An 18,033-nucleotide genomic window follows, 5' to 3' on the forward strand; every position below is an offset into this window, starting at 1 on the left:
CAGCGGAGCCCAGCGACGAAGACTTCATCAGGGGCCTCGTCGCCGCTGGTCACGCCAAGGAATCCGACACCACGACATTCGAGGGAGTCCTCGTCTGGCGCGAAGGTGCGGCCATCAGCGATCCGGAGCATCCCGAACGTCCCCGCGTTCTGTTCCAACTGGTTCCGGAATCGAAGACGGTGAAGAACCGGCTCCATTTCGACATACGAGTGGGCGACAAGCGCGAGGATGTCGCAGCGCACCTCGAGACGGTGGGGGCGACGATCCTGCACCGAGGAGCGCAGGGGCCGAGCGTGTGGATCACGATGACCGATCCCGAAGGAAACGAGTTCTGCGTCAGCTAGCGGTACGAACTCGGAGTGTCGCCGGTCCATCGTTTGAAGGCCCGACGGAAGGCGCTGGGCTCGGAGAACCCCAATCGCGCCGAGAGTACTTCGACGGATTCTCCGCGCCGCAAACCAGCGATGGCTACGTCGCGGAGCACTTCCTCGCGCAGTTGATTCAGTGATGTTCCGTCACGCCGCAGCAGTCGACGCAGATGGGGAACGCTGATCGAAAGCATCTCGGCGATCTCCTCGGCCGTGGAGGTTCGCCCCTTCACCCCGAGTTCCAGGACCCGTCGTACCTGCGCCGACGCAGTGCTGTCGTAATCGCGTTCGGACATGAGCTGAATCGGAGATTCTCGGAGGTACTCCTCCAACGTCTCCTCGGTTTGGATGATCGGTGCACGCATGGCCGAGTTGTCGAGCTCCAGTGCCGCGCGCTGCGCGCCGAAGGTGACCGGCGCTCCGAAGATGTAGTCGTAGTCCTGCGCCAACCGTGCATCCGGTGCCGAGTACGGAAATTCGACCGCCCGAAGTCGGACGCGCTTTCCGATCAACCATGCGGAAAATCGGTGCAGCAAGATCAGGACGAAATCGGTTGTGACACGTTCTGCGACATCAGGTTCGGCGACGCCTTCGCGAGCTCGGACAGCGAAACTCACCCGAGTGCTTTCCTCGCCCTTCTCGATCGACAGTGGGGCCAGAGCCGGTAGCGCACGGATCACGTCGGACATTCGAGCGAAGGCCGATCCGAGATCAGGGCAATGGATCAACGTCAGGCAGATCAATCGGAAAGTGCCACGGGGGACCGGGGCGGATCCGAGGCCGAACAATTCGTCGTCGGTGATCTGCCAGGTGGATTGGATGAACGTGGTGACCTGAGTCGGGGTCAGCCGGGCGCGCGGGTCGGACAGTGTCTCGAGGTCGATCCCGGCAGCGCGCAGTGCACCCGACAAGTCGACGTCGTTGTCCGGCGAGAACGCGAGATAGCGGTGGACGAATGCGGTCGGGATGGTCCGCGCTGTCATGGGTGCGCTGCTCCTTGGAGCAGGTGGAGACGGCGTGCAGCTTCGGACAGAATGTGGTCCTGCTTGCAGAAGGCGAAGCGCACCAGGTGCTTCCAATCGTCGCGGTTGTCCGCGAACACGTCGACCGGAACGGCCGCGACGCCGATCCGCTCGGGCAGTGCGCGGCAGAAATCTCCCGCATCGGTTTCGCCCAACGGTCTGATGTCGGCAAGGAGGAAGTACGTGCCGCCACCGGAATGCACCGTGAAACCGGCCTCGGTCAGAGCTTTACCGAGCACGTCGCGTTTGCCTTGCAAGCTCTGTCGAAGTTCGACGACCCACGGCTGTTCGTTGGTGAGCGCGTAGGCAACGGCCGGTTGGAACGGTGCACCGGCAACAAATGACATGAACTGCTTGGCGGCACGGACTCCGTCGATGAGTTCGCGCGGGCCGATCGCCCAGCCGGTTTTCCAGCCGGTGACATTGAAAGTCTTTGCGGCACTGGACACCGTGACGGTGCGCTCACGCATGCCCGGGAGCGACGCCATCGGTGTGTGGGTGAGGCCGTCGAAGACCAAGTGCTCGTAGACCTCGTCGCTCAACACGATCAGGTCGCGTTCGCACGCGAGTTCGGCGATCGCTCGAAGTTCGTGATCGGTGAATACGGTGCCGGTGGGGTTGTGAGGACTGTTGACGATCAGCATCTTCGTCTTGGCGGTGATCGCGCCGCGCAATGCATCGAGATCGACCGCAAATCCGTCTCCCGCGGTTACCAACGGAACTGTGCGACGTACAGCGCCTGCCAACGCGACGGATGCAGCGTAGGAGTCGTAGTACGGCTCGATCAGCACTACTTCTTCGCCGGGTTCGACCAGTCCGAGAATCGCAGCACTGATCGCCTCGGTGGCGCCGACGGTGACCAGAACTTCGGAGTCGGGATCACTGTCGAGTCCGTAGCGGATGCGCCGATCCTCCGCGATGGCCTGACGCAAGACGGGCATGCCCGGACCGGGCGGGTATTGATTGACGCCCTCGGCGATGGCTCGGCGCGCTACCTCGAGCATGGCCGCAGGACCGTCGGTATCCGGAAAGCCCTGACCGAGGTTGACCGCGTCGTGAAGTGTGGCCAACGCTGTCATCTCGGCGAAGATCGTGGATGCGAACGGCTGCAGACGCGAGACGGTGCGGTTGCGGGGCGTCGAAGGCATCTTTGCAGCTTAGTCGGCTGACACCGCATCCTCACATCCGCTCGGACGCGGTGCTTGTCACGTTTGAATCGCCGCCATCGTCCAACTCTGTAGAGAGCATCGAATCCGGTGCCCCAGAACATACGGAGGCTTGCCATGACTCGCATTCCCGCAGTGACACCGTCAGAAGCCGGTCCGTTGATCAAAGTGGCATACAAATTCGCCGCCAGGCAGTACGACGAAGTCCCCGAGCCCTTTGCCGTCCTGGCCAACCATCGGAAATTGTTCGTAGCGGCTGCCCGCCACGAAATGGCTGTGCAGAAGGCGTCGAAGGTGCTGCCGTCGAACATTCGTGAACTGGCCGTCTATCGCGTCGCCTGGACTGTCGGCTGCTCGTGGTGTGTCGACTTCGGGACGATGCTCTCGCGCTTGGACGGTTTGGACATCGACAAGTTGAAAGAGATCGCGAACTACCGGGATTCATCGAAGTACAGCGAAGACGAGCGGGCCGCGATCGCCTACGCCGACGCCATGACCGGTGACCCCCATGGGGAGAACGGGGTGACGGACGAACAGGTCGCGGATCTCGAGCGCAGGTTCGGGCGAGCGGGCGTCGTGGAACTGACCTATCAGATCGGGCTCGAAAACATGCGCGCCCGGATGTATTCGGCGTTGGGGATTACCGAGCAGGGGTTCAGCACCGACTCCTGCCGTGTGCCCTGGGCAGAAGAATGATGCGCTGATTCGTCTACGGCAACTATCGACAATGCTCCGCAGATACGTGATCATGATTGACTAGTTCACGCATCTGCGGAGCATTCCGGCTTGTTAGGTCCGCACTTGCGACCTACGATCACCTGGTGCCCAACATTCGAATCCGCGAAGCTGCCGGCCTGCTCGGTGTCAGTGACGACACCGTCCGGCGGTGGGTCGACGGTGGGCTTCTCACCGCGACGACGGACGACTCCGGCCGCAAGGTCATCGACGGTGCCGAGTTGGCGGGCTTCGCCCGGTCCAACGCCGGACCCGCACCGGCCGATCCGCTCACGGGTGCGAGTTCGGCCCGCAACCGGTTCGCCGGCCTCGTCACCAAGGTCGTCACCGACAAGGTGATGGCTCAGGTCGAAATGCAGTGTGGGCCCTTCACTGTCGTCTCGTTGATGAGTACCGACGCGGTTCGGGAGCTCGGACTCGAGGTCGGGAGTATCGGAGTCGCAATCGTGAAGGCCACCACGGTCATCGTGGAAACGCCGTAGTTTTTGAACATACTGGAGGAAATTCGTGAAGCGTGTAGTCGGACTTGTTGCAGCAGGTGCCTTTTCGCTTGCCCTGGTGACCGGTTGTAGTTCCTCCGACAATTCTTCGTCGGAGACGTCGTCGGCCGCTCCGACCACAACCACTTCCAGTGATAGTGCCACGGGAAGCATCACCGTCTTCGCAGCGGCGTCACTCAAGAACAGCTTCACCGAACTCGGCAAGGAATTCGAGTCCGAGAACCCCGGTTCATCGGTCACATTCAGCTTTGCCGGGTCCTCGGACCTCGTCGCTCAGATCACTCAGGGCGCACCGGCTGACGTGTTCGCCTCGGCTGACGCCGCCAACATGACCAAGGCCACCGACGCCGGCGTCGTCGCGGGGTCGCCCTCGGACTTCGCGAGCAACACCTTGACGATTGTTGTGCCGCCGGGTAATCCGAAGGGCATCGCGTCGTTCGCCGATCTGGCAAAGGAGGGGACGCAACTGGTGATCTGCGCTCCGCAGGTCCCTTGTGGCGCGGCTACGAAGAAGGTCGAGACGGCCACAGGCGAGACCCTCTCGCCCGTCAGCGAAGAATCGTCGGTGACCGACGTTCTCAACAAGGTGACGTCCGGGCAGGCCGATGCCGGCATCGTTTACGTCACCGACGCGAAGTCCGCTGGTGACAAGGTTCAGACCGTCGCGTTCCCGGAAGCCACCACGGTGGTCAACCTGTACCAGATTGCGGTGCTGAAGGATTCGAAGAATTCGGGAACGGCAACCAAATTCGTCGATCTCGTGAAGGGGCCCAAGGGCCTGGCAGTTCTGAGTGACGCGGGATTCGCTGCCCCGTGACACACCTAAGACCGGCGGTCCGGGCTCCGCTCGGGTTGCCGGTATGGATTTACCTTCCGGCGCTGATCGGCGGAGCGTTTGTCATCGCGCCCTTGGCGGCGATGCTGGCCACCGTGCAGTGGTCGCAGTTCTGGGAACTCGTGACTTCCGAATCGTCGGTTGCCGCGTTGAAACTGAGTTTGAAGACAGCAGCGATGAGCACGCTGCTGTGCATCCTGTTCGGCGTACCGATGGCCGCGGTGTTGGCGCGCAGTCATTTTCGGGGACTGTCCGTTCTTCGATCGTTGATCCTGCTCCCGCTGGTTCTGCCGCCCGTGGTGGGCGGTATCGCGTTGCTGTACACGTTCGGGCGCAAAGGGTTGATCGGTGAGCAGCTGGAAGTGCTCGGCATCCAGATAGCATTCTCGACAACCGCGGTGGTCCTGGCGCAGACGTTTGTCGCGCTACCGTTCCTCGTCGTCAGCCTCGAAGGTGCGCTACGCACTGCGGGCACACGATACGAGGCCGTAGCCTCGACGCTCGGAGCCCGCCCGACCACCGTGCTTCGCCGGGTGACTTTGCCGCTGGTGCTTCCCGGTCTGGTGTCAGGGGCAGTGCTGGCTTTCGCTCGCGCACTGGGGGAGTTCGGTGCAACGCTGACGTTCGCGGGAAGTCTGCAAGGGGTCACGCGTACCCTGCCGTTGGAAATCTATCTCCAGCGTGAGACCGATCCGGATGCAGCGGTTGCGCTTTCGCTGGTGTTGGTCGTAGTCGCGGTGGTCATCGTGGTTGCGGTGCGTGGACGCGGATCGGCGGGTTCGTTGTGAGTGGCCTCCACGTCGACATCGAGATTCCGGAGCGCGACGTCGTTGCGACGTTCGACGTCGCGGCCGGTGAGGTGACCGCTGTCCTCGGACCGAACGGCGCAGGCAAGTCGACGGTACTGGCGGCGGTTGCCGGACTACATCACCCGCGGCGTGGGTTGATCGAACTGAATTCTCGCGTTCTCACCGATACCGGTAGGGGAGTCGCGTTGGCGCCGCATCGGCGCGGCACTGCTCTACTCGCGCAAGAGGCACTTCTCTTTCCCCACCTCAGTGCGGCCGCGAACGTGGCGTTCGCGCCGCGCAGTGCGGGGCGGTCGCGTCGCGATTCCGCCGATTCCGCGCGCCACTGGCTCGACGCAGTCGACGCCGCCGAATTGGCTGACCGCAAGCCGTCACAGCTCTCCGGCGGTCAAGCGCAACGAGTCGCAGTGGCGAGGGCATTGGCTGCTGAACCCGAACTACTCCTGCTCGACGAACCGATGTCTGCGCTCGACGTCGCCTCCGCCCCGGCATTGCGGTCGTTGCTGCGTAGAGTGCTCCGAACAGGAGATCGCACGGCCGTGCTCGTCACGCACGACGCTGTGGATGCGGTGGCCCTTGCCGACACCGTTGTCGTGCTGGACGGCGGCCGGGTCGTCGAACGTGGTGACGTACGAACAGTTCTGACTCGCCCGCGTAGTGCATTTGCAGCACGCATCGCAGGGATCAACTTGCGCAGCGGCACGATGGCCGGAGACGGAATGCTCAGAAGTCCGGTCGGGGTGGATATCGCGGGCCAGACGGAGACCGACCTTCCGGCCGGCAGTGCCGCCGTGGCAGTCTTCGAGCCGCGAGCAGTGTCGGTCTACCTGGATCCGCCTCACGGGAGCCCACGAAACGCGTTTGCGGTCACGATCGCGGAGATCGAAAATCGAGGCGATGTCGTCCGAGTCCGAGCCGAGGACGAAGCCGGCCAGCCGGGCTTGTCTGCCGACATCACGGCGAGCGCAGCGGCCGAGCTCGATCTGGTTCCGGGATCGGCCGCTACGTTTGTGGTCAAGGCCACCGAGACGCTGATCTATGCGCAGGGCGCAGGCTCGTAGACGTCCTCTACGACCGAATCCGCATAGAGGGCTGCAATTTCGGACGCGTACTTCTCGGCTATCGGCTTGCGCCTGAGCTTCATCGTCGGTGTCAGCTCGTCGCCGCCTGGCTCCCAGAACGTGGTGAGTACGTGAAACCGCTTGATCTGCTCGGCCCTCGACAGACGCGAGTTTCCCTCGGCGACAGCAGTTGCAACGATGTCGACGATCCGAGCGTCCTTGGCGAGTACCGCGGCCTCGGCCGCAAGTCCCAGTGAGCGTGCCGCTCCGACCGCGGCGTCGGCGCTGAGAGTGATCAACGCTGTGTTGAACTTTCGGCCGTCTCCGATTGCCACGACCTCACCGATCAACGACGACGACGTCTTCACTGCGGTCTCGATGGCAGCGGGGGACATGTTCTTTCCCGACACATTGATGATCAGCTCCTTCTTGCGATCGATCACCGTGAGGTATCCGTCTGCGTCGGCCGTGACGATGTCTCCGGTCGAAAGCCAACCGTCTGCACTGATCGCTTCGGCCGTTTTTGCCGGTTCGCCGCGGTACCCCTTCATGACCAACGGTCCTCGAACCAGTAGCTCACCGTCCGCCTCGATGCGCATTTCCATGCCTGGAAGCAACTTTCCGACCGTTCCCAGCTTGGTCGGCTCGGCCGGTGAGGTGCTCGCAATGCATGTCAGCTCGGACATTCCCCAGATCTCCGAGATCGGAACTCCCAGGGCTGCAAAGAATGCCAAGGTGTCCGGCGGAATCGGTGCGGCGCCAGAGATGGCCCACTTCAGTTCGGCAAAACCGAGTTTCGCACGCAGAGCGGAGAGGACCATTGCATCGGCTCGGGCGTAGTCCGCTTCCAGTTCGGCGGGGACTGTTTCACCGGCTCGCAAGTGTGCGAGCCGAGTGCGACCGACGTCGAGTGCCCACTGCAATGCCGCTCGCCGCGCGTCGTCCGGTTCGTTGGCGACGGCCGATTCGACTGCAACCTTCAGCTTTTCCCACACACGGGGGACGCTGCCCCAGATCGTGGGGCGACAGTCCGGAAGCGCAGCCGCTACCTGGCTCGGATCCGGCACGACAGTGATCTGGGTGCCGAACACCATTTGCATGTACAGGCAGGTGAGCCGATCGGCGATGTGCGCCGACGGCATGTACGAGGTGATGCGGTCACCGAACTCGACGGGGAGTACAGCACTGACGGCGGTGGTTTCGAACAACAGACAGGCATGAGTCGTCTCGACGCCCTTGGGGTTGCCGGTCGTGCCTGAGGTGTAGATCAACGTGGCGACGTCGTTCGGTTTCACCGCACGCCAGGTGCTCTCGAAATCGAAATCGGCGGCAGCAGAGGACTTCATCTGCTCCAGCGTCAGGGTGCCGGACTGCTGGGCAGACGGTTGCGCGTCGACGACCACGATCGTGTCGAGTGTGGCACCGGATCGGCGAACGGTATCCACGTACCGGTCTTCGCAGACGAGCACTCGCGCACCGGAATTGGCGAGGATGTACTGGATGGCTTCGGGTGCCGACGTGTTGTAGATGGAGAAGGATGTCGCGCCGAGGTGTTGGGCGCCGACGTCGATCGGGTAGAACTCGATGCGGTTACTCATCATCAATGCAACCGTATCGCCATGTCCCACGCCGATTCCGGCCAATCCCGCGGCAACATCGCGAACCTGTTCGCCGTACGCGCGCCACGTCAGTGTTCGCGCATCGCCGATGTCTCGCAAAGCCACCGCGTCGGGCGCTACCGCCGACACTCGCTGGAAGGCTGCACACAACGTGGTCATGATGTTCTCCTGGATGCCTTTGTCAGGGCTGATGCATTCGTCGGGGCCGCAGCGGTGGTTCTGTCTTCGAGTTCGCGGATCAGGTCGTGTGCCTGTTTGTCCCTTGCCAGGTAACCGTCGGCAAGGATATTGATGAAACCGCGTCCCCACGCCCAGGGTTCCCAGGCAGCGGGGGCAAGGGTCCGGGCGGCGCGGCGAGCGATCGCGTCGGCGATCACGGTGGCGGCACTGTCCGGGGAGATTCGATGACGGAGGGGACCGGGTAGTCGAGCGTCGAGTTTGCGGCCGATCTCGTCGTCGTCGAGTGTGGCGCGTGCAAGTTGTGTATCCACCATCCCGAAGTACGCGATGCCGGCAGTAGCGCCGTAGCCGGCAACCTCGAGACGCAGCGCCCGGCCGAGCGCTTCGACCCCAGCCTTGCTGATCATGTACGAAGCGCCGCCCAAACCGGGGGCGAACGACGCCGCCGATGACACGACGACGATGTGCCCACTGTTGCGGATCACCTCGTCGATGGTCGGATGCACGGTGTTGAAGACGCCGGTGAGATTGACGTCGAGCACACGATCGAAGGCGTCGGGATCGATCTGGCGCAATGTTGCCGGGGGAGGGGTGATTCCGGCGTTGGCCACTACGACGTCGATTCTGCCCAGCTGCTCGATGATCGTTTGCACGGCTGCGGTCATGCCGTCCCGATCTCGGACATCGGCCGTCACCGTCACGACTCGCTGTGACTCGAATGAGCGCTCGGCCGTTGCCAATGAACTCTCGTTGACGTCGACCAGTGCCACGGTGGCCCCACGCCGGTGGAGAGTGCGCGCCAGCGCTGCACCGATACCGTCGCCTCCACCGGTGATCAGTACGACCTTCCCGGCGACGTCGTAGTCGAGTCGGCGTCCGGGCAGTGGAATGCCCAGATCGCGGACTGTTCCCGCAATTGCGGACAAGCGTCCCGTCATTGCTTCAGTGCCTTCCGTGTAGTGCGCGGATGAGAACCTTGACCAGCCAGTCGATTCGGGCGGTCCTTCGAAACGTCGTCAGTGGTAGGGGCGAACGGAATCGTTGCCGAGTCGTCGAACGAGCGTAGGTGAACTCCTTCAGACCATCTGGGCCGTGAACGCGTCCGAAACCAGATGCTCCGACCCCACCCAGTGGCAGGTTGGGAACCGCGGCATACATCACGTAAGAGTTCACCGACGCTCCTCCGGATCGGAGCCGATCGGCAACAGCCGCTCCGTCCTTGCCGAACACGCTTGCTCCCAATGCGTATGGCGACGCATTGACCAACTCCACCGCCTCGTCCATCGAGGCGACCTTGGTGATCGTCATCGTCGGGCCGAATGTTTCCTCCGTGACGGCGAGGCTGTCTTCGGGGACGTCGACCATGATGGTCGGTTGCACGTACTGGCCGGAGATCGAGCCGAGCCCTCCGAGAACGACACGTCCACCCCGCGACATCGCGTCGTCGATGTGGCGCCGGATTACAGCCACTTGCGAGGGCATGGTGATCGGACCGATCTTGTCTTCGGCACCCGGACCCGCATGAACTCGGGCAGCCAAAGTGATTGTCTTGTCGATAAACTCGCCGTAGACATGTTCGTGCACGTATACACGCTCGACGCCCAGACAGGTTTGACCGGAGTTGGACAATGCTCCCCACACCGCAGCATCCGCGGCGGCACCGACATTTCCGTCGGCATCAAGGATGAGCGCGTCCTTACCACCACATTCCATCAACACCGGTGTGAGGGTCTCGGCGCACGCTGCCATGACTTTCTTGCCCGTCGCGGTCGATCCGGTGAACCCGATCTTGTCGACACCGGCCAGGCACAGTGCCGCGCCGACCGAACCATCGCCCGTGACGACCTGCAGCACAGGATGTTCAGGGACGACCTCGGCGAAGGCGCGGCCCAACCATTGCCCGACTGCCGGTGCGAACTCACTCGGCTTGTAGACCACGGCGTTGCCTGCAGCCAGCGAGAACGAGAGCGAACCGAGTGGGGTGAAGACCGGATAGTTCCACGGACCGATCACACCGATCACCCCGAGAGGTCGATACTCCACCGAGGCGGCCTGATTGACCGTCAACAAACTGGAGCGGACGCTGCGCCTGCCCAATACCTTTCGGGCATTCTTCGACGCCCACGCGAGATGTTCTAGTGCCATGGCGATTTCGAGCATCGCGTCAGGGTGCGGCTTGCCCATGTCCCGGTGCACGACCTCGGCGAGTTCGGATGCGCGACGAGCGATGATTCCTCGCCACCGATCCAGTCGACGAGCGCGTTGCTCGAATGTCAGTTCTGCCCACCATTCGGAAGCAGTACGGGCGTCGCGCACTGCCTGTGTCACCGTGTCGTCGGACGCCTGTGTGGTCGTGTCGATCTCGGTCGCCGTCATCGTGGAGTTCCTTGAAGTGTGTGGTGGACGGCGCCGTCGGCCCAGCCGCGGGTGACGCGTTGGAGGATCGGTCGGGACAGAGTCAGAATGGGGGCGAACCACGGCTGCGCTTGCACAGCGAACGTCCAGGTGAGGCGGCTGCCAGTCGAAGTCGGTTCCAACACCAGATCTTCAGCGAAGCGTTTGAACCCCGGAAGTGACGCCGACTCCACGTAGAAGGACATCCGGTGCCCCTCGTCCCAGCGGAAGAATCGCTCGTTCAGTGCAGCAAAAGCGCCGGCTCGCACGGTTCGCGTAGTCCCGACGCCGAATGGTCTGTCCGAGGTCCAGTCGGCTCCGGTGATCCCGTGCGCCCACGACGTGAGCGCTCCGTCCGAGGTCAACGTCTGCCACAAGCTTTCACATGTCGCTTCGGATTCGATCCGGTGAGTGATCACCAGCGGAGCGGAGCGGATGAAGGCTGCGTCGGCCGCAGAAAGAGAGAATTTTCCCTTCACAGGTCCACCACCAAAGACCCACCGGTGGAACGTGATCGACAGGTCAACATCGAACCAGTACGTTCGGATTCGGTGAGGAGGGTGTCTCGATGCTCGACGGTCCCGGAGAGCACCCGGACCTTGCATGTACCGCAGAAGCCCTGTTGGCATGAATACGCTACTCCGGGAAGTACGCGTCGTATTGCAGCCAATGCACTTTCGGACTCGCCCACATCGACGGTGAGACCGGTGCGCGCCAGATGCACCGTGAACTCCTTGCCGTCGACTACCGGGAGTGGGGAGAACCTCTCGCTGTGCACCGATCCGGTCGGGTTGGCGGCGAAAGTTGCCGCACGCACCGTGTTCATCAGCGGAACCGGTCCGCACGTGTACACCGCGGCACCTGGATCCGCAGCAGCGACGAGTGTTCCGATATCCGTCGGACCCAGCTCGTCGTCGGGTCGGATGGTTACCCGGCCGCTGGAATACTCCTCGATCTCGTTCAGGAATGGCATAGCTGCCCGAGTTCGTCCGAGATAGTCCAATCGCCACGGGACTCCGCGGCGGTGACAGCGTTGCACCATGGGAAGTATCGGAGTGATCCCGATTCCGCCCGCAACAAAGAGGTACGACGGAGCAGTGACAAAAGGAAATGCATTCCGCGGCCCTCGTACGTCGACAACCATTCCGGGTTTCAGCGACTCGTGTATCTCGCGGGAGCCGCCCCCGCCTTCGTCGATCCGCCGGACGGCGATCCGATACGAGGTCAAGTCGTCGGGGTCTCCGCACAACGAATACTGTCGTTGCCTTCCCGAGGGGAGAATGACGTCTAGGTGGGCGCCGGGAATCCACGACGGCAGGGTGATTCCTTCCCTCGGGGTCAAGGTGACACTCAGGACGTCTGCGCACTCGAACCGGACGGACTTCACGTCCAGCGTCATGTCGAATCCGCTGTAGCGGACCGGGTTGGGACGCGAAAGTATCTGCGCTGCAGGACTTGACGCAAAGATTCGACGGTATGCGCTCGTCGCCTGTGCGGCAATCCTCAACGACCGGGTCGGTGTGAAGTCTTGTGCGTCGTGAGGACGGTCGGCAGTCGTCTTGTTCATCCTTCACTCTTTTCGGAAGAACGATTGGCGGCAGGTGAGCGAGCGAGGTAGCGCATGGCTACGTCCATGTCCCCGATCTGGGACGGATGGAAGCTTGGCCGCAGATACGGAGGAATCTCGGTGATCAGGAATTTCATGTTCGGGACCAGTCCGCGGCGAGTGGCGCTGATCAGTTGCAGAGGCCACAGGCGGCCCTTCGCCTTCGACGGGTCCTGCCGGAAGAGGTAGTTCATCGAGGCGATGAACAACACGAACAACGTGAAGCTGGCGAGTAGCGCCGTGCGAACGCGGCGGGCGTAGCTACCGTCCACGTACATGTAGGCGTCGAAGGCCACGTTGCGGTGCTCGACTTCCTCGGCGCCGTGCCACTTGACCATGTCGAGCATCGTCGGGTGCATGCCGGCATCTTCGAGGGCGGGATCGGTGAGCAGCCATTCCCCGACCACCGCCGTGTAGTGCTCCATCGCGGCAAACAAGCCGAGACGTTCACAGAGCCAGGCGTGCTTGGCTTTTCCGGTCAATCCTTTGTCGCCCAATATCTTGTCCACGAGCCAGTCCATCCGGCGTGACATCGGTTTCATGTCCATGCCGAGGTCCGCAAGATGCTCGCGTGCACCTTTGTGCGACGACGCGTGTGTTGCTTCCTGGCCGACGAATCCCACCACCTCTTCGTGCAGGCGGGGGTCCTCGATGAGCGGGAGCGCTTCGGCGAGCGTTGCGGACATGGCCCGCTCTCCCTCGGGCAACACGAGATGCATGAAGTTGATGACGTGGGTGACCATCGGTTCGTTCGGCACGTAATGCAGTGGTACGCCGTCCCAGTCGAATTCGACGTCACGGGCGGCGATCGCATGTGCTTCGTCGGTGTAGCGGCGCGCGCCGGACGGTGCGACGACGGGTGTGCCTCGGAAGGCGTTGATGCCGAGCATTATCGGCTCCTCACGGTTTCTCGGGCAGTGGTGAGTGATTCGGACGAGACGGGTTGTACTTGCGCGTAGTGAGCGAGGTCGGCTCGTTTGGTCCTGGTGCGGAAGGATCGGTTGAATCCGGGATAGAAGGTGTAATTGCGGCCGCCGTCGACGAGGTAGTAACTACTGCACCCGCCGGCGTTCCATACGCTGGTGGCGAGTCGGCGGTCGGTCGCGCGCACGAACTCTCTCTGCACGTCTGCCCGGACGTCGATACTGCCGATGCCGCGCTCGTCCATTTGAAGAATGCAGCTCACGATGTACTCGACCTGCGCTTCGATCGTGACGACCTGCGAGGTGTAGACCACGGAATTGGGGCCGAGGATCATGAAGAAGTTCGGAAACCCGCTGATGGTGGTGCCGAGGAAGGCCTCGGCACTGCCGTTCCACGTCTGCGCGAGGCTGCGGCCGTCCTTGCCCCGGATGATGTCGAACGACGGGTTGTCTCCCATACGAAAGCCGGTTCCCATGACTATGGTGTCGACTTCCCGGAAGGCGCCGTCCGCGGTGAGGACTCCGCGCTCCTGCACCTCGACGATTCCGTCCGTCACCACCTCCACATTGGGTGACGCCAGCGCGGGATAGTAGGTGTTCGAGAACGTCGGACGCTTGCATCCGAATGCGTAGTGGGGGAGCAGCTTTGCGCGAAGCTCCGGGTCCCGCACCTGCCGGCGAAGGTGTGCTCGGCCGAGTGCGGCCAGCCCTTTGAGCAGTGACGGCTTGTACACGAATCCGGGTACCAGGGCTTCTTGGAGCAGGTCGAGTCCCTTGCGTGCCAGTCGTTGGGTGAGCGGCACCCGCTCGAAGAGAGCGCTCGGCCAGCCGGTCATCGGCTGATCCGGGTGCGGCAGGATCCACGTCGGTGTCCGCTGGAACACGGTCAACGTGTCCGCGAGCGGTTGCAGTCTGGGGATGATCTGCACCGCAGAGGCACCGGTGCCGACCACGGCTATCCGCTCACCGCGAAGGTCGTGGTCGTGGTTCCAGTCCGCGGTGTGGAACATCTGACCACGAAACGATTCGAGCCCGGGAAGGTCGGGTGTGGCGGGGGCACTGAACGGGCCGGTGGCCGCGACCAGGAACTGTGTCTCCCACACGGTTTCCGCAGTGTGTACCCGCCAGATCTGGGCTTGCTCGTCCCACGAAGCTTCTGTCACGTCCTGGTTGCAGTGGAAATGACCGGCCAGTCCGAAGCGATGGACGCAATCCCGGAGATAGTCGTAGAGCTCGGGCTGTAGCGGATACAGCCGCGTCCAGTTCGGATTGGGCGCAAACGAGAACGAGTACAGAATCGACGGGATGTCGCACTGTGCACCGGGGTAGGTATTGACCTGCCAGGTCCCCCCGGGCTCCGCGGCACGTTCCAGAACGACGAAGTCGTCGATCCCGGACTGCTTCAAGCGGACAGCCGTTCCGATGCCGCCGAAACCGGCTACGATGACGACGACTCGTGTTCGGCGAGTTCGAGTTTCCTCGCCACCGGCCGATGGCCCCGAGGTTGGGTCGATGTCGACCATGTGTGACGCCTCCTGATTGGTGCGTGAACAACTGAACGAAGAGTAAGTCTGACATCAAGTGATGTCAACAGCGGTTGATGTCAGAATTCAACTGATTGACATCGGGCGATGTCAGTTCGCTTGCGGAGGTCGCCGCGATAACCTGAGGTCGAGAGCGCTGCCGGTCAGTGAGAACATGGGGACATGACGGATACCGAGGCTCGGCGCACCGGCCCGCGCAGGTGGCGTGGGCAGGAACCGGAAGATCGCCGCGCCGCGCGCCGGACACAGCTGATCGAAGCCGGGTTGCAGATCATGGGCACCGAGGGAGCGGCCGCCGCGACCATGCGTGCGACCTGCCGCGAGGCCGCGCTGACCGAACGGTACTTCTACGAGAGCTTCGCCAACCGTGACGAACTGCTGGTTGCCGTGCTCGACGAGGTCGTTCTCGGTGCGCGTGACACTATTCTGGACGCTCTCGAGGCGGCGCCTTCCGAACCGTCGGCCCTGATCCGCCACGTGGTGAAGGCCTTCACCAACTACGTATTCAAAGATCCTCGACGTGGACGCATCATGTTCGTCGAATCCCAGGCGGAACCTGCGCTGTGGGATCGAGGGCGAGAATTGATGGCGGAGTTCACGAATCCGATTTCCGCGTCGCTCGAGCTGATGTACGGCGGCGAGGCAACCGACTCCGCGAACTCCGAACTCAATTCGGTGGGGCTGTTCGGTGCCCTCGCGTTCATCTATCAGGCGCACACCCCGTCCTCCAAGATCTCTCGAAAGCGTTTGGTGGAGCACATTTCGCTCATGGTCGAGGCGCAGGCGACGGTCAACAGCACGCCCGCGAGAAAAGAATGACGTCCGCGTCGGCCACAGGCGGAAGGCGTCTCGGTCCCGAAGACCGGCGTGAGCAGATCATTGTCAGCGCGGCAAAGGTTTTCGAGGAGAAGTCTTTTGCCGACGTCTCGATGACCGAGTTGGCCAAGGCGGCCGGGGTCGGTCGTCCGCTGCTCAATCATTACTTCGGCTCCAAGCGGGAGTTGTATCTCGACGTCGTGCGGCGGTTCGTCTTCATTCCCGAAGTGGCGGTGGACCGCATTCCGCGATCGGCGAGCCAGGAGAAGCGGATCGGCGCCGTGATCGATCGGTGGCTCGACGTCGCCTGGCGTCATCGCGACATGTGGATCTCGACAGTCATGTCCGACGACCTCCGCCGTGATCCCGAGATGGATCGGATCCTGCAGGATGCTGACGACGTTGCTGCGCGACGCATGATGGATGCGCTCGAGATTCGACCGAGTGAAGGCAGCGCGGCTGCTGTTCATTCGATGATCGTGGCGTACGGAGGCTTGGCTAAGGCTGCCAGTAAGCAGTGGTTGGTGACGGGAGCGCTCGACCGCGAACAGGTGCACCTTCTGCTGGTACGCAGTTTGCTTGCCATCGTGCGTGACGTTCTGCCGGCGTGCGAGGCGGATTCCTGATTGCTCAGAGTGATCTCGCCACGAGGTCCTTCATGACTTCGTTCGATCCGGCGTAGATTCGCTGAATACGAGCGTCGGCATACATCTGAGCGATGGGATATTCGAGTATGTAGCCGTACCCGCCGTGTAGTTGCACGCAGCGGTCGATCACGGCGCACTGCTGATCGGTGAGCCAGTACTTGGCCATCGCGGCGGTAGTCGCATCGAGCTGCCCGGCAAGGTATTTGACGATGCAGTCGTCGATGAACGTTCGTGAGATACGAGCGATGGACGCGCACTCGGCAAGTTCGAAGCGCGTGTTCTGCAGATCGAAGAGCTTTTGCCCGAACATGTTTCGGGATTTGGTGTACTCGATGGTGAGGGCGACTGCACGCTCCATTGCCGCAGTGGCTGCAACTCCGCAGATCAATCGTTCGGGCAGTAGCTGCTGCATCAGCTGGGCAAACCCTGTGCCTTCGCGGTCCCCGAGCAGGTTTGTTGCAGGCACCCGCAACCGGTCGAACAACAGCTCGGTGGTGTCCTGGCCCTTCTGTCCGACCTTCTCGAGTATTCGCCCGCGCTCGAAACCCGGTGTGTTGTCATCGACCTCGGCCACGATGAGCGACACTCCACGCGCTCCGAGGCTGGGATCGGTCTTGGCGGCAATAATCACCAGATCACAGTTGCGACCGTTGGAGATGAAGGTCTTTGCGCCGCTGATCAGATAGTCGTCACCGTCGCGGACGGCTCGGGTGGTGATGTTCTGCAAGTCGGATCCGGTGCCGGGCTCGGTCATGGCGATTGCGCCCACCCACTCGCCACTCACCAGCTTCGGTAGCCAGCGCAGTTTGTGCTCGTGATCGGCGTAGGCATTGAGGTAGTGCGGCACGATTCCCGAGTGCACGCCGAGTTGGAGTGAATGATCACCCGCCATGACCTGCTCGTGGAACAGCACGGCGTCGTGCGCGAAAGTTCCTCCTCCGCCGCCGTACTCGGTGGGGATCGACATGCCGGCGAGCCCGAGCGCCCCGAGTTCTCGATATGCGGATTTGTCGGGAAAACCTTGGGACGCGAAGCGTTTCTGATGCGGTGTGACGTGTTTGGCGAAGAAGTTCCTTGCCAGGTCGGCCACGGCCTCCAATTCGTCGTCCATCCACGGGGACCGTCGTTCTGCGGTCCGGGTTGCGGTAGATCCTTGCGTCATCGTGATTCTCCCGATCGATGAAGTGCGACCCGCGAGCGGATCCGACTCCACCTATCATCCACACTGTTGACATAGTGTCAATAAAGGGGTGGTCGAATCGACCTCCGGACCCGCCTCGAATTCCACGTCGGCCGCCCGCAAGAATGGGACGACACAGACACGAACAGGCCGGCGCGAAGGATGGGCAGTGGACCCCGAAGAAACATCAGCGGGTCACGAGTCCGACCTCCCGGCTCCGCGGCCGGCGCGCAGCGTCCTGTTCGGATTGCCGCCGGTGGGAAACCGGTACCCCGGAGCGGTGCGCGTCGCCCTCGCCCTGGCGATTCCGGCGGCCATCGCCACACTGCTCGGATTCGGGTCTGCTTCGCTCCTGGTCGGCCTCGGTGCATTTGCATCGATCTACGGTGAGGGTCGTCCGTACCGGAGCAGGTGGAAGGCAGTCGGTATCGCTGCGACGGCGCTGACGATCCTGTCCTTCGTCGGGGCATCGGTGGGTGAGCCCGTCCACCGAGCCATCGCCGAGGGAGCGCCGACGGTGCTGCTGGTCTTTGTCGTGCTGATCATGGCCGTCGTGGTGTCGACCTGCGCCTTCACCGTCGACGCGCTTCGATTGGGTCCACCGGGCGCGTTCTTTCTGTTGCTCACC

18 protein-coding genes and 1 pseudogene are annotated in these 18,033 nt (G+C 62.7%); 9 read left to right on the forward strand and 10 right to left on the reverse strand.

Annotation, left to right across the window (positions count from 1 at the left end):
- Positions 1-344, forward strand: a 344-nt coding sequence (locus tag A2J01_RS34110; RefSeq protein WP_064114443.1) for a VOC family protein, incomplete at its 5' end; no start/stop codon positions are given.
- Here the strand turns inward: A2J01_RS34110 and A2J01_RS34115 are convergent.
- Positions 341-1,351 (reverse strand): AraC family transcriptional regulator, encoded by a 1,011-nt coding sequence (locus tag A2J01_RS34115; RefSeq protein WP_064114444.1) that lies wholly within the window; start codon positions 1,349-1,351, stop codon positions 341-343. The two genes, A2J01_RS34110 and A2J01_RS34115, sit on opposite strands and share 4 nt — an antisense overlap.
- Positions 1,348-2,538: a pyridoxal phosphate-dependent aminotransferase gene (locus A2J01_RS34120; RefSeq protein ID WP_003939670.1), complete on the reverse strand. Its 1,191-nt coding sequence runs from the start codon at positions 2,536-2,538 to the stop codon at positions 1,348-1,350. The genes A2J01_RS34115 and A2J01_RS34120 overlap by 4 nt, the downstream gene beginning before the upstream one ends.
- 135 nt (positions 2,539-2,673) lie before the next feature.
- Here A2J01_RS34120 and A2J01_RS34125 point away from each other — a divergent pair, with 135 nt between their 5' ends.
- From A2J01_RS34125 to A2J01_RS34145, 5 genes are all read left to right on the forward strand, one after another.
- Positions 2,674-3,252, forward strand: a complete 579-nt coding sequence (locus A2J01_RS34125) for a carboxymuconolactone decarboxylase family protein (RefSeq protein ID WP_003940090.1) — start codon at positions 2,674-2,676, stop codon at positions 3,250-3,252.
- 125 nt (positions 3,253-3,377) lie between these two features.
- Complete coding sequence (locus A2J01_RS34130) at positions 3,378-3,773, forward strand: TOBE domain-containing protein (protein ID WP_003940157.1); 396 nt, start codon at positions 3,378-3,380, stop codon at positions 3,771-3,773.
- Positions 3,774-3,798: 25 nt separating this feature from the next.
- The gene (modA, locus tag A2J01_RS34135) at positions 3,799-4,608 is read left to right on the forward strand and encodes a molybdate ABC transporter substrate-binding protein (protein ID WP_058037805.1); all 810 of its coding nucleotides are present in this window, start codon (positions 3,799-3,801) and stop codon (positions 4,606-4,608) included.
- On the forward strand, positions 4,605-5,414 hold the full coding sequence (locus tag A2J01_RS34140; protein WP_020970514.1) for an ABC transporter permease: 810 nt from the start codon (positions 4,605-4,607) through the stop codon (positions 5,412-5,414). Before modA ends, A2J01_RS34140 begins: the two co-directional genes overlap by 4 nt.
- The gene (locus tag A2J01_RS34145) at positions 5,411-6,496 is read left to right on the forward strand and encodes a sulfate/molybdate ABC transporter ATP-binding protein (protein WP_064114445.1); all 1,086 of its coding nucleotides are present in this window, start codon (positions 5,411-5,413) and stop codon (positions 6,494-6,496) included. Before A2J01_RS34140 ends, A2J01_RS34145 begins: the two co-directional genes overlap by 4 nt.
- On the opposite strand, the gene fadD11 is transcribed toward A2J01_RS34145, so the two are convergent.
- From fadD11 to A2J01_RS34180, 7 genes are read right to left on the reverse strand one after another with little or no spacing between them, the layout of a single operon-like run.
- A complete protein-coding gene (gene fadD11 / locus A2J01_RS34150) occupies positions 6,472-8,274 on the reverse strand; it encodes a fatty acid--CoA ligase FadD11 (protein ID WP_064114446.1) in 1,803 nt (600 codons plus the stop codon). The genes A2J01_RS34145 and fadD11 overlap by 25 nt on opposite strands.
- Positions 8,271-9,233 (reverse strand): SDR family oxidoreductase, encoded by a 963-nt coding sequence (locus A2J01_RS34155; RefSeq protein ID WP_058037807.1) that lies wholly within the window; start codon positions 9,231-9,233, stop codon positions 8,271-8,273. Before A2J01_RS34155 ends, fadD11 begins: the two co-directional genes overlap by 4 nt.
- A gap of 4 nt (positions 9,234-9,237) precedes the next feature.
- On the reverse strand, positions 9,238-10,671 hold the full coding sequence (locus A2J01_RS34160) for an aldehyde dehydrogenase family protein (protein ID WP_058037808.1): 1,434 nt from the start codon (positions 10,669-10,671) through the stop codon (positions 9,238-9,240).
- The gene (locus A2J01_RS34165) at positions 10,668-11,168 is read right to left on the reverse strand and encodes an SRPBCC family protein (RefSeq protein WP_042451249.1); all 501 of its coding nucleotides are present in this window, start codon (positions 11,166-11,168) and stop codon (positions 10,668-10,670) included. The genes A2J01_RS34160 and A2J01_RS34165 overlap by 4 nt, the downstream gene beginning before the upstream one ends.
- Positions 11,165-12,256: a PDR/VanB family oxidoreductase gene (locus A2J01_RS34170; RefSeq protein WP_007733536.1), complete on the reverse strand. Its 1,092-nt coding sequence runs from the start codon at positions 12,254-12,256 to the stop codon at positions 11,165-11,167. Before A2J01_RS34170 ends, A2J01_RS34165 begins: the two co-directional genes overlap by 4 nt.
- A complete protein-coding gene (locus tag A2J01_RS34175; protein ID WP_003940129.1) occupies positions 12,253-13,185 on the reverse strand; it encodes a metal-dependent hydrolase in 933 nt (310 codons plus the stop codon). Before A2J01_RS34175 ends, A2J01_RS34170 begins: the two co-directional genes overlap by 4 nt.
- The gene (locus tag A2J01_RS34180) at positions 13,185-14,741 is read right to left on the reverse strand and encodes a flavin-containing monooxygenase (RefSeq protein WP_064114447.1); all 1,557 of its coding nucleotides are present in this window, start codon (positions 14,739-14,741) and stop codon (positions 13,185-13,187) included. The genes A2J01_RS34175 and A2J01_RS34180 overlap by 1 nt, the downstream gene beginning before the upstream one ends.
- 183 nt (positions 14,742-14,924) lie before the next feature.
- On the opposite strand from A2J01_RS34180, the gene A2J01_RS34185 reads away from it, so the two are divergent.
- Positions 14,925-15,581 carry a TetR/AcrR family transcriptional regulator gene (locus tag A2J01_RS34185; protein WP_007733534.1) on the forward strand — a complete coding sequence of 219 codons (657 nt, stop codon included), beginning with the start codon at positions 14,925-14,927 and terminating at the stop codon, positions 15,579-15,581.
- Complete coding sequence (locus A2J01_RS34190; RefSeq protein WP_064114448.1) at positions 15,578-16,204, forward strand: TetR/AcrR family transcriptional regulator; 627 nt, start codon at positions 15,578-15,580, stop codon at positions 16,202-16,204. Before A2J01_RS34185 ends, A2J01_RS34190 begins: the two co-directional genes overlap by 4 nt.
- Before the next feature lie 4 nt (positions 16,205-16,208).
- Here the strand turns inward: A2J01_RS34190 and A2J01_RS34195 are convergent, their stop codons facing one another.
- Entirely contained in the window at positions 16,209-17,387 is a 1,179-nt protein-coding gene (locus A2J01_RS34195; RefSeq protein ID WP_064114449.1) for an acyl-CoA dehydrogenase family protein, read from the reverse strand.
- Between the two features lie 187 nt (positions 17,388-17,574).
- Between A2J01_RS34195 and A2J01_RS34200 the strand changes: the two are divergent.
- Positions 17,575-18,033: pseudogene (locus tag A2J01_RS34200) on the forward strand (FUSC family protein); the annotation flags it as partial.

This window comes from Rhodococcus sp. EPR-134 (genome assembly GCF_001647205.1).
Classification (GTDB): domain Bacteria; phylum Actinomycetota; class Actinomycetes; order Mycobacteriales; family Mycobacteriaceae; genus Rhodococcus_F; species Rhodococcus_F qingshengii.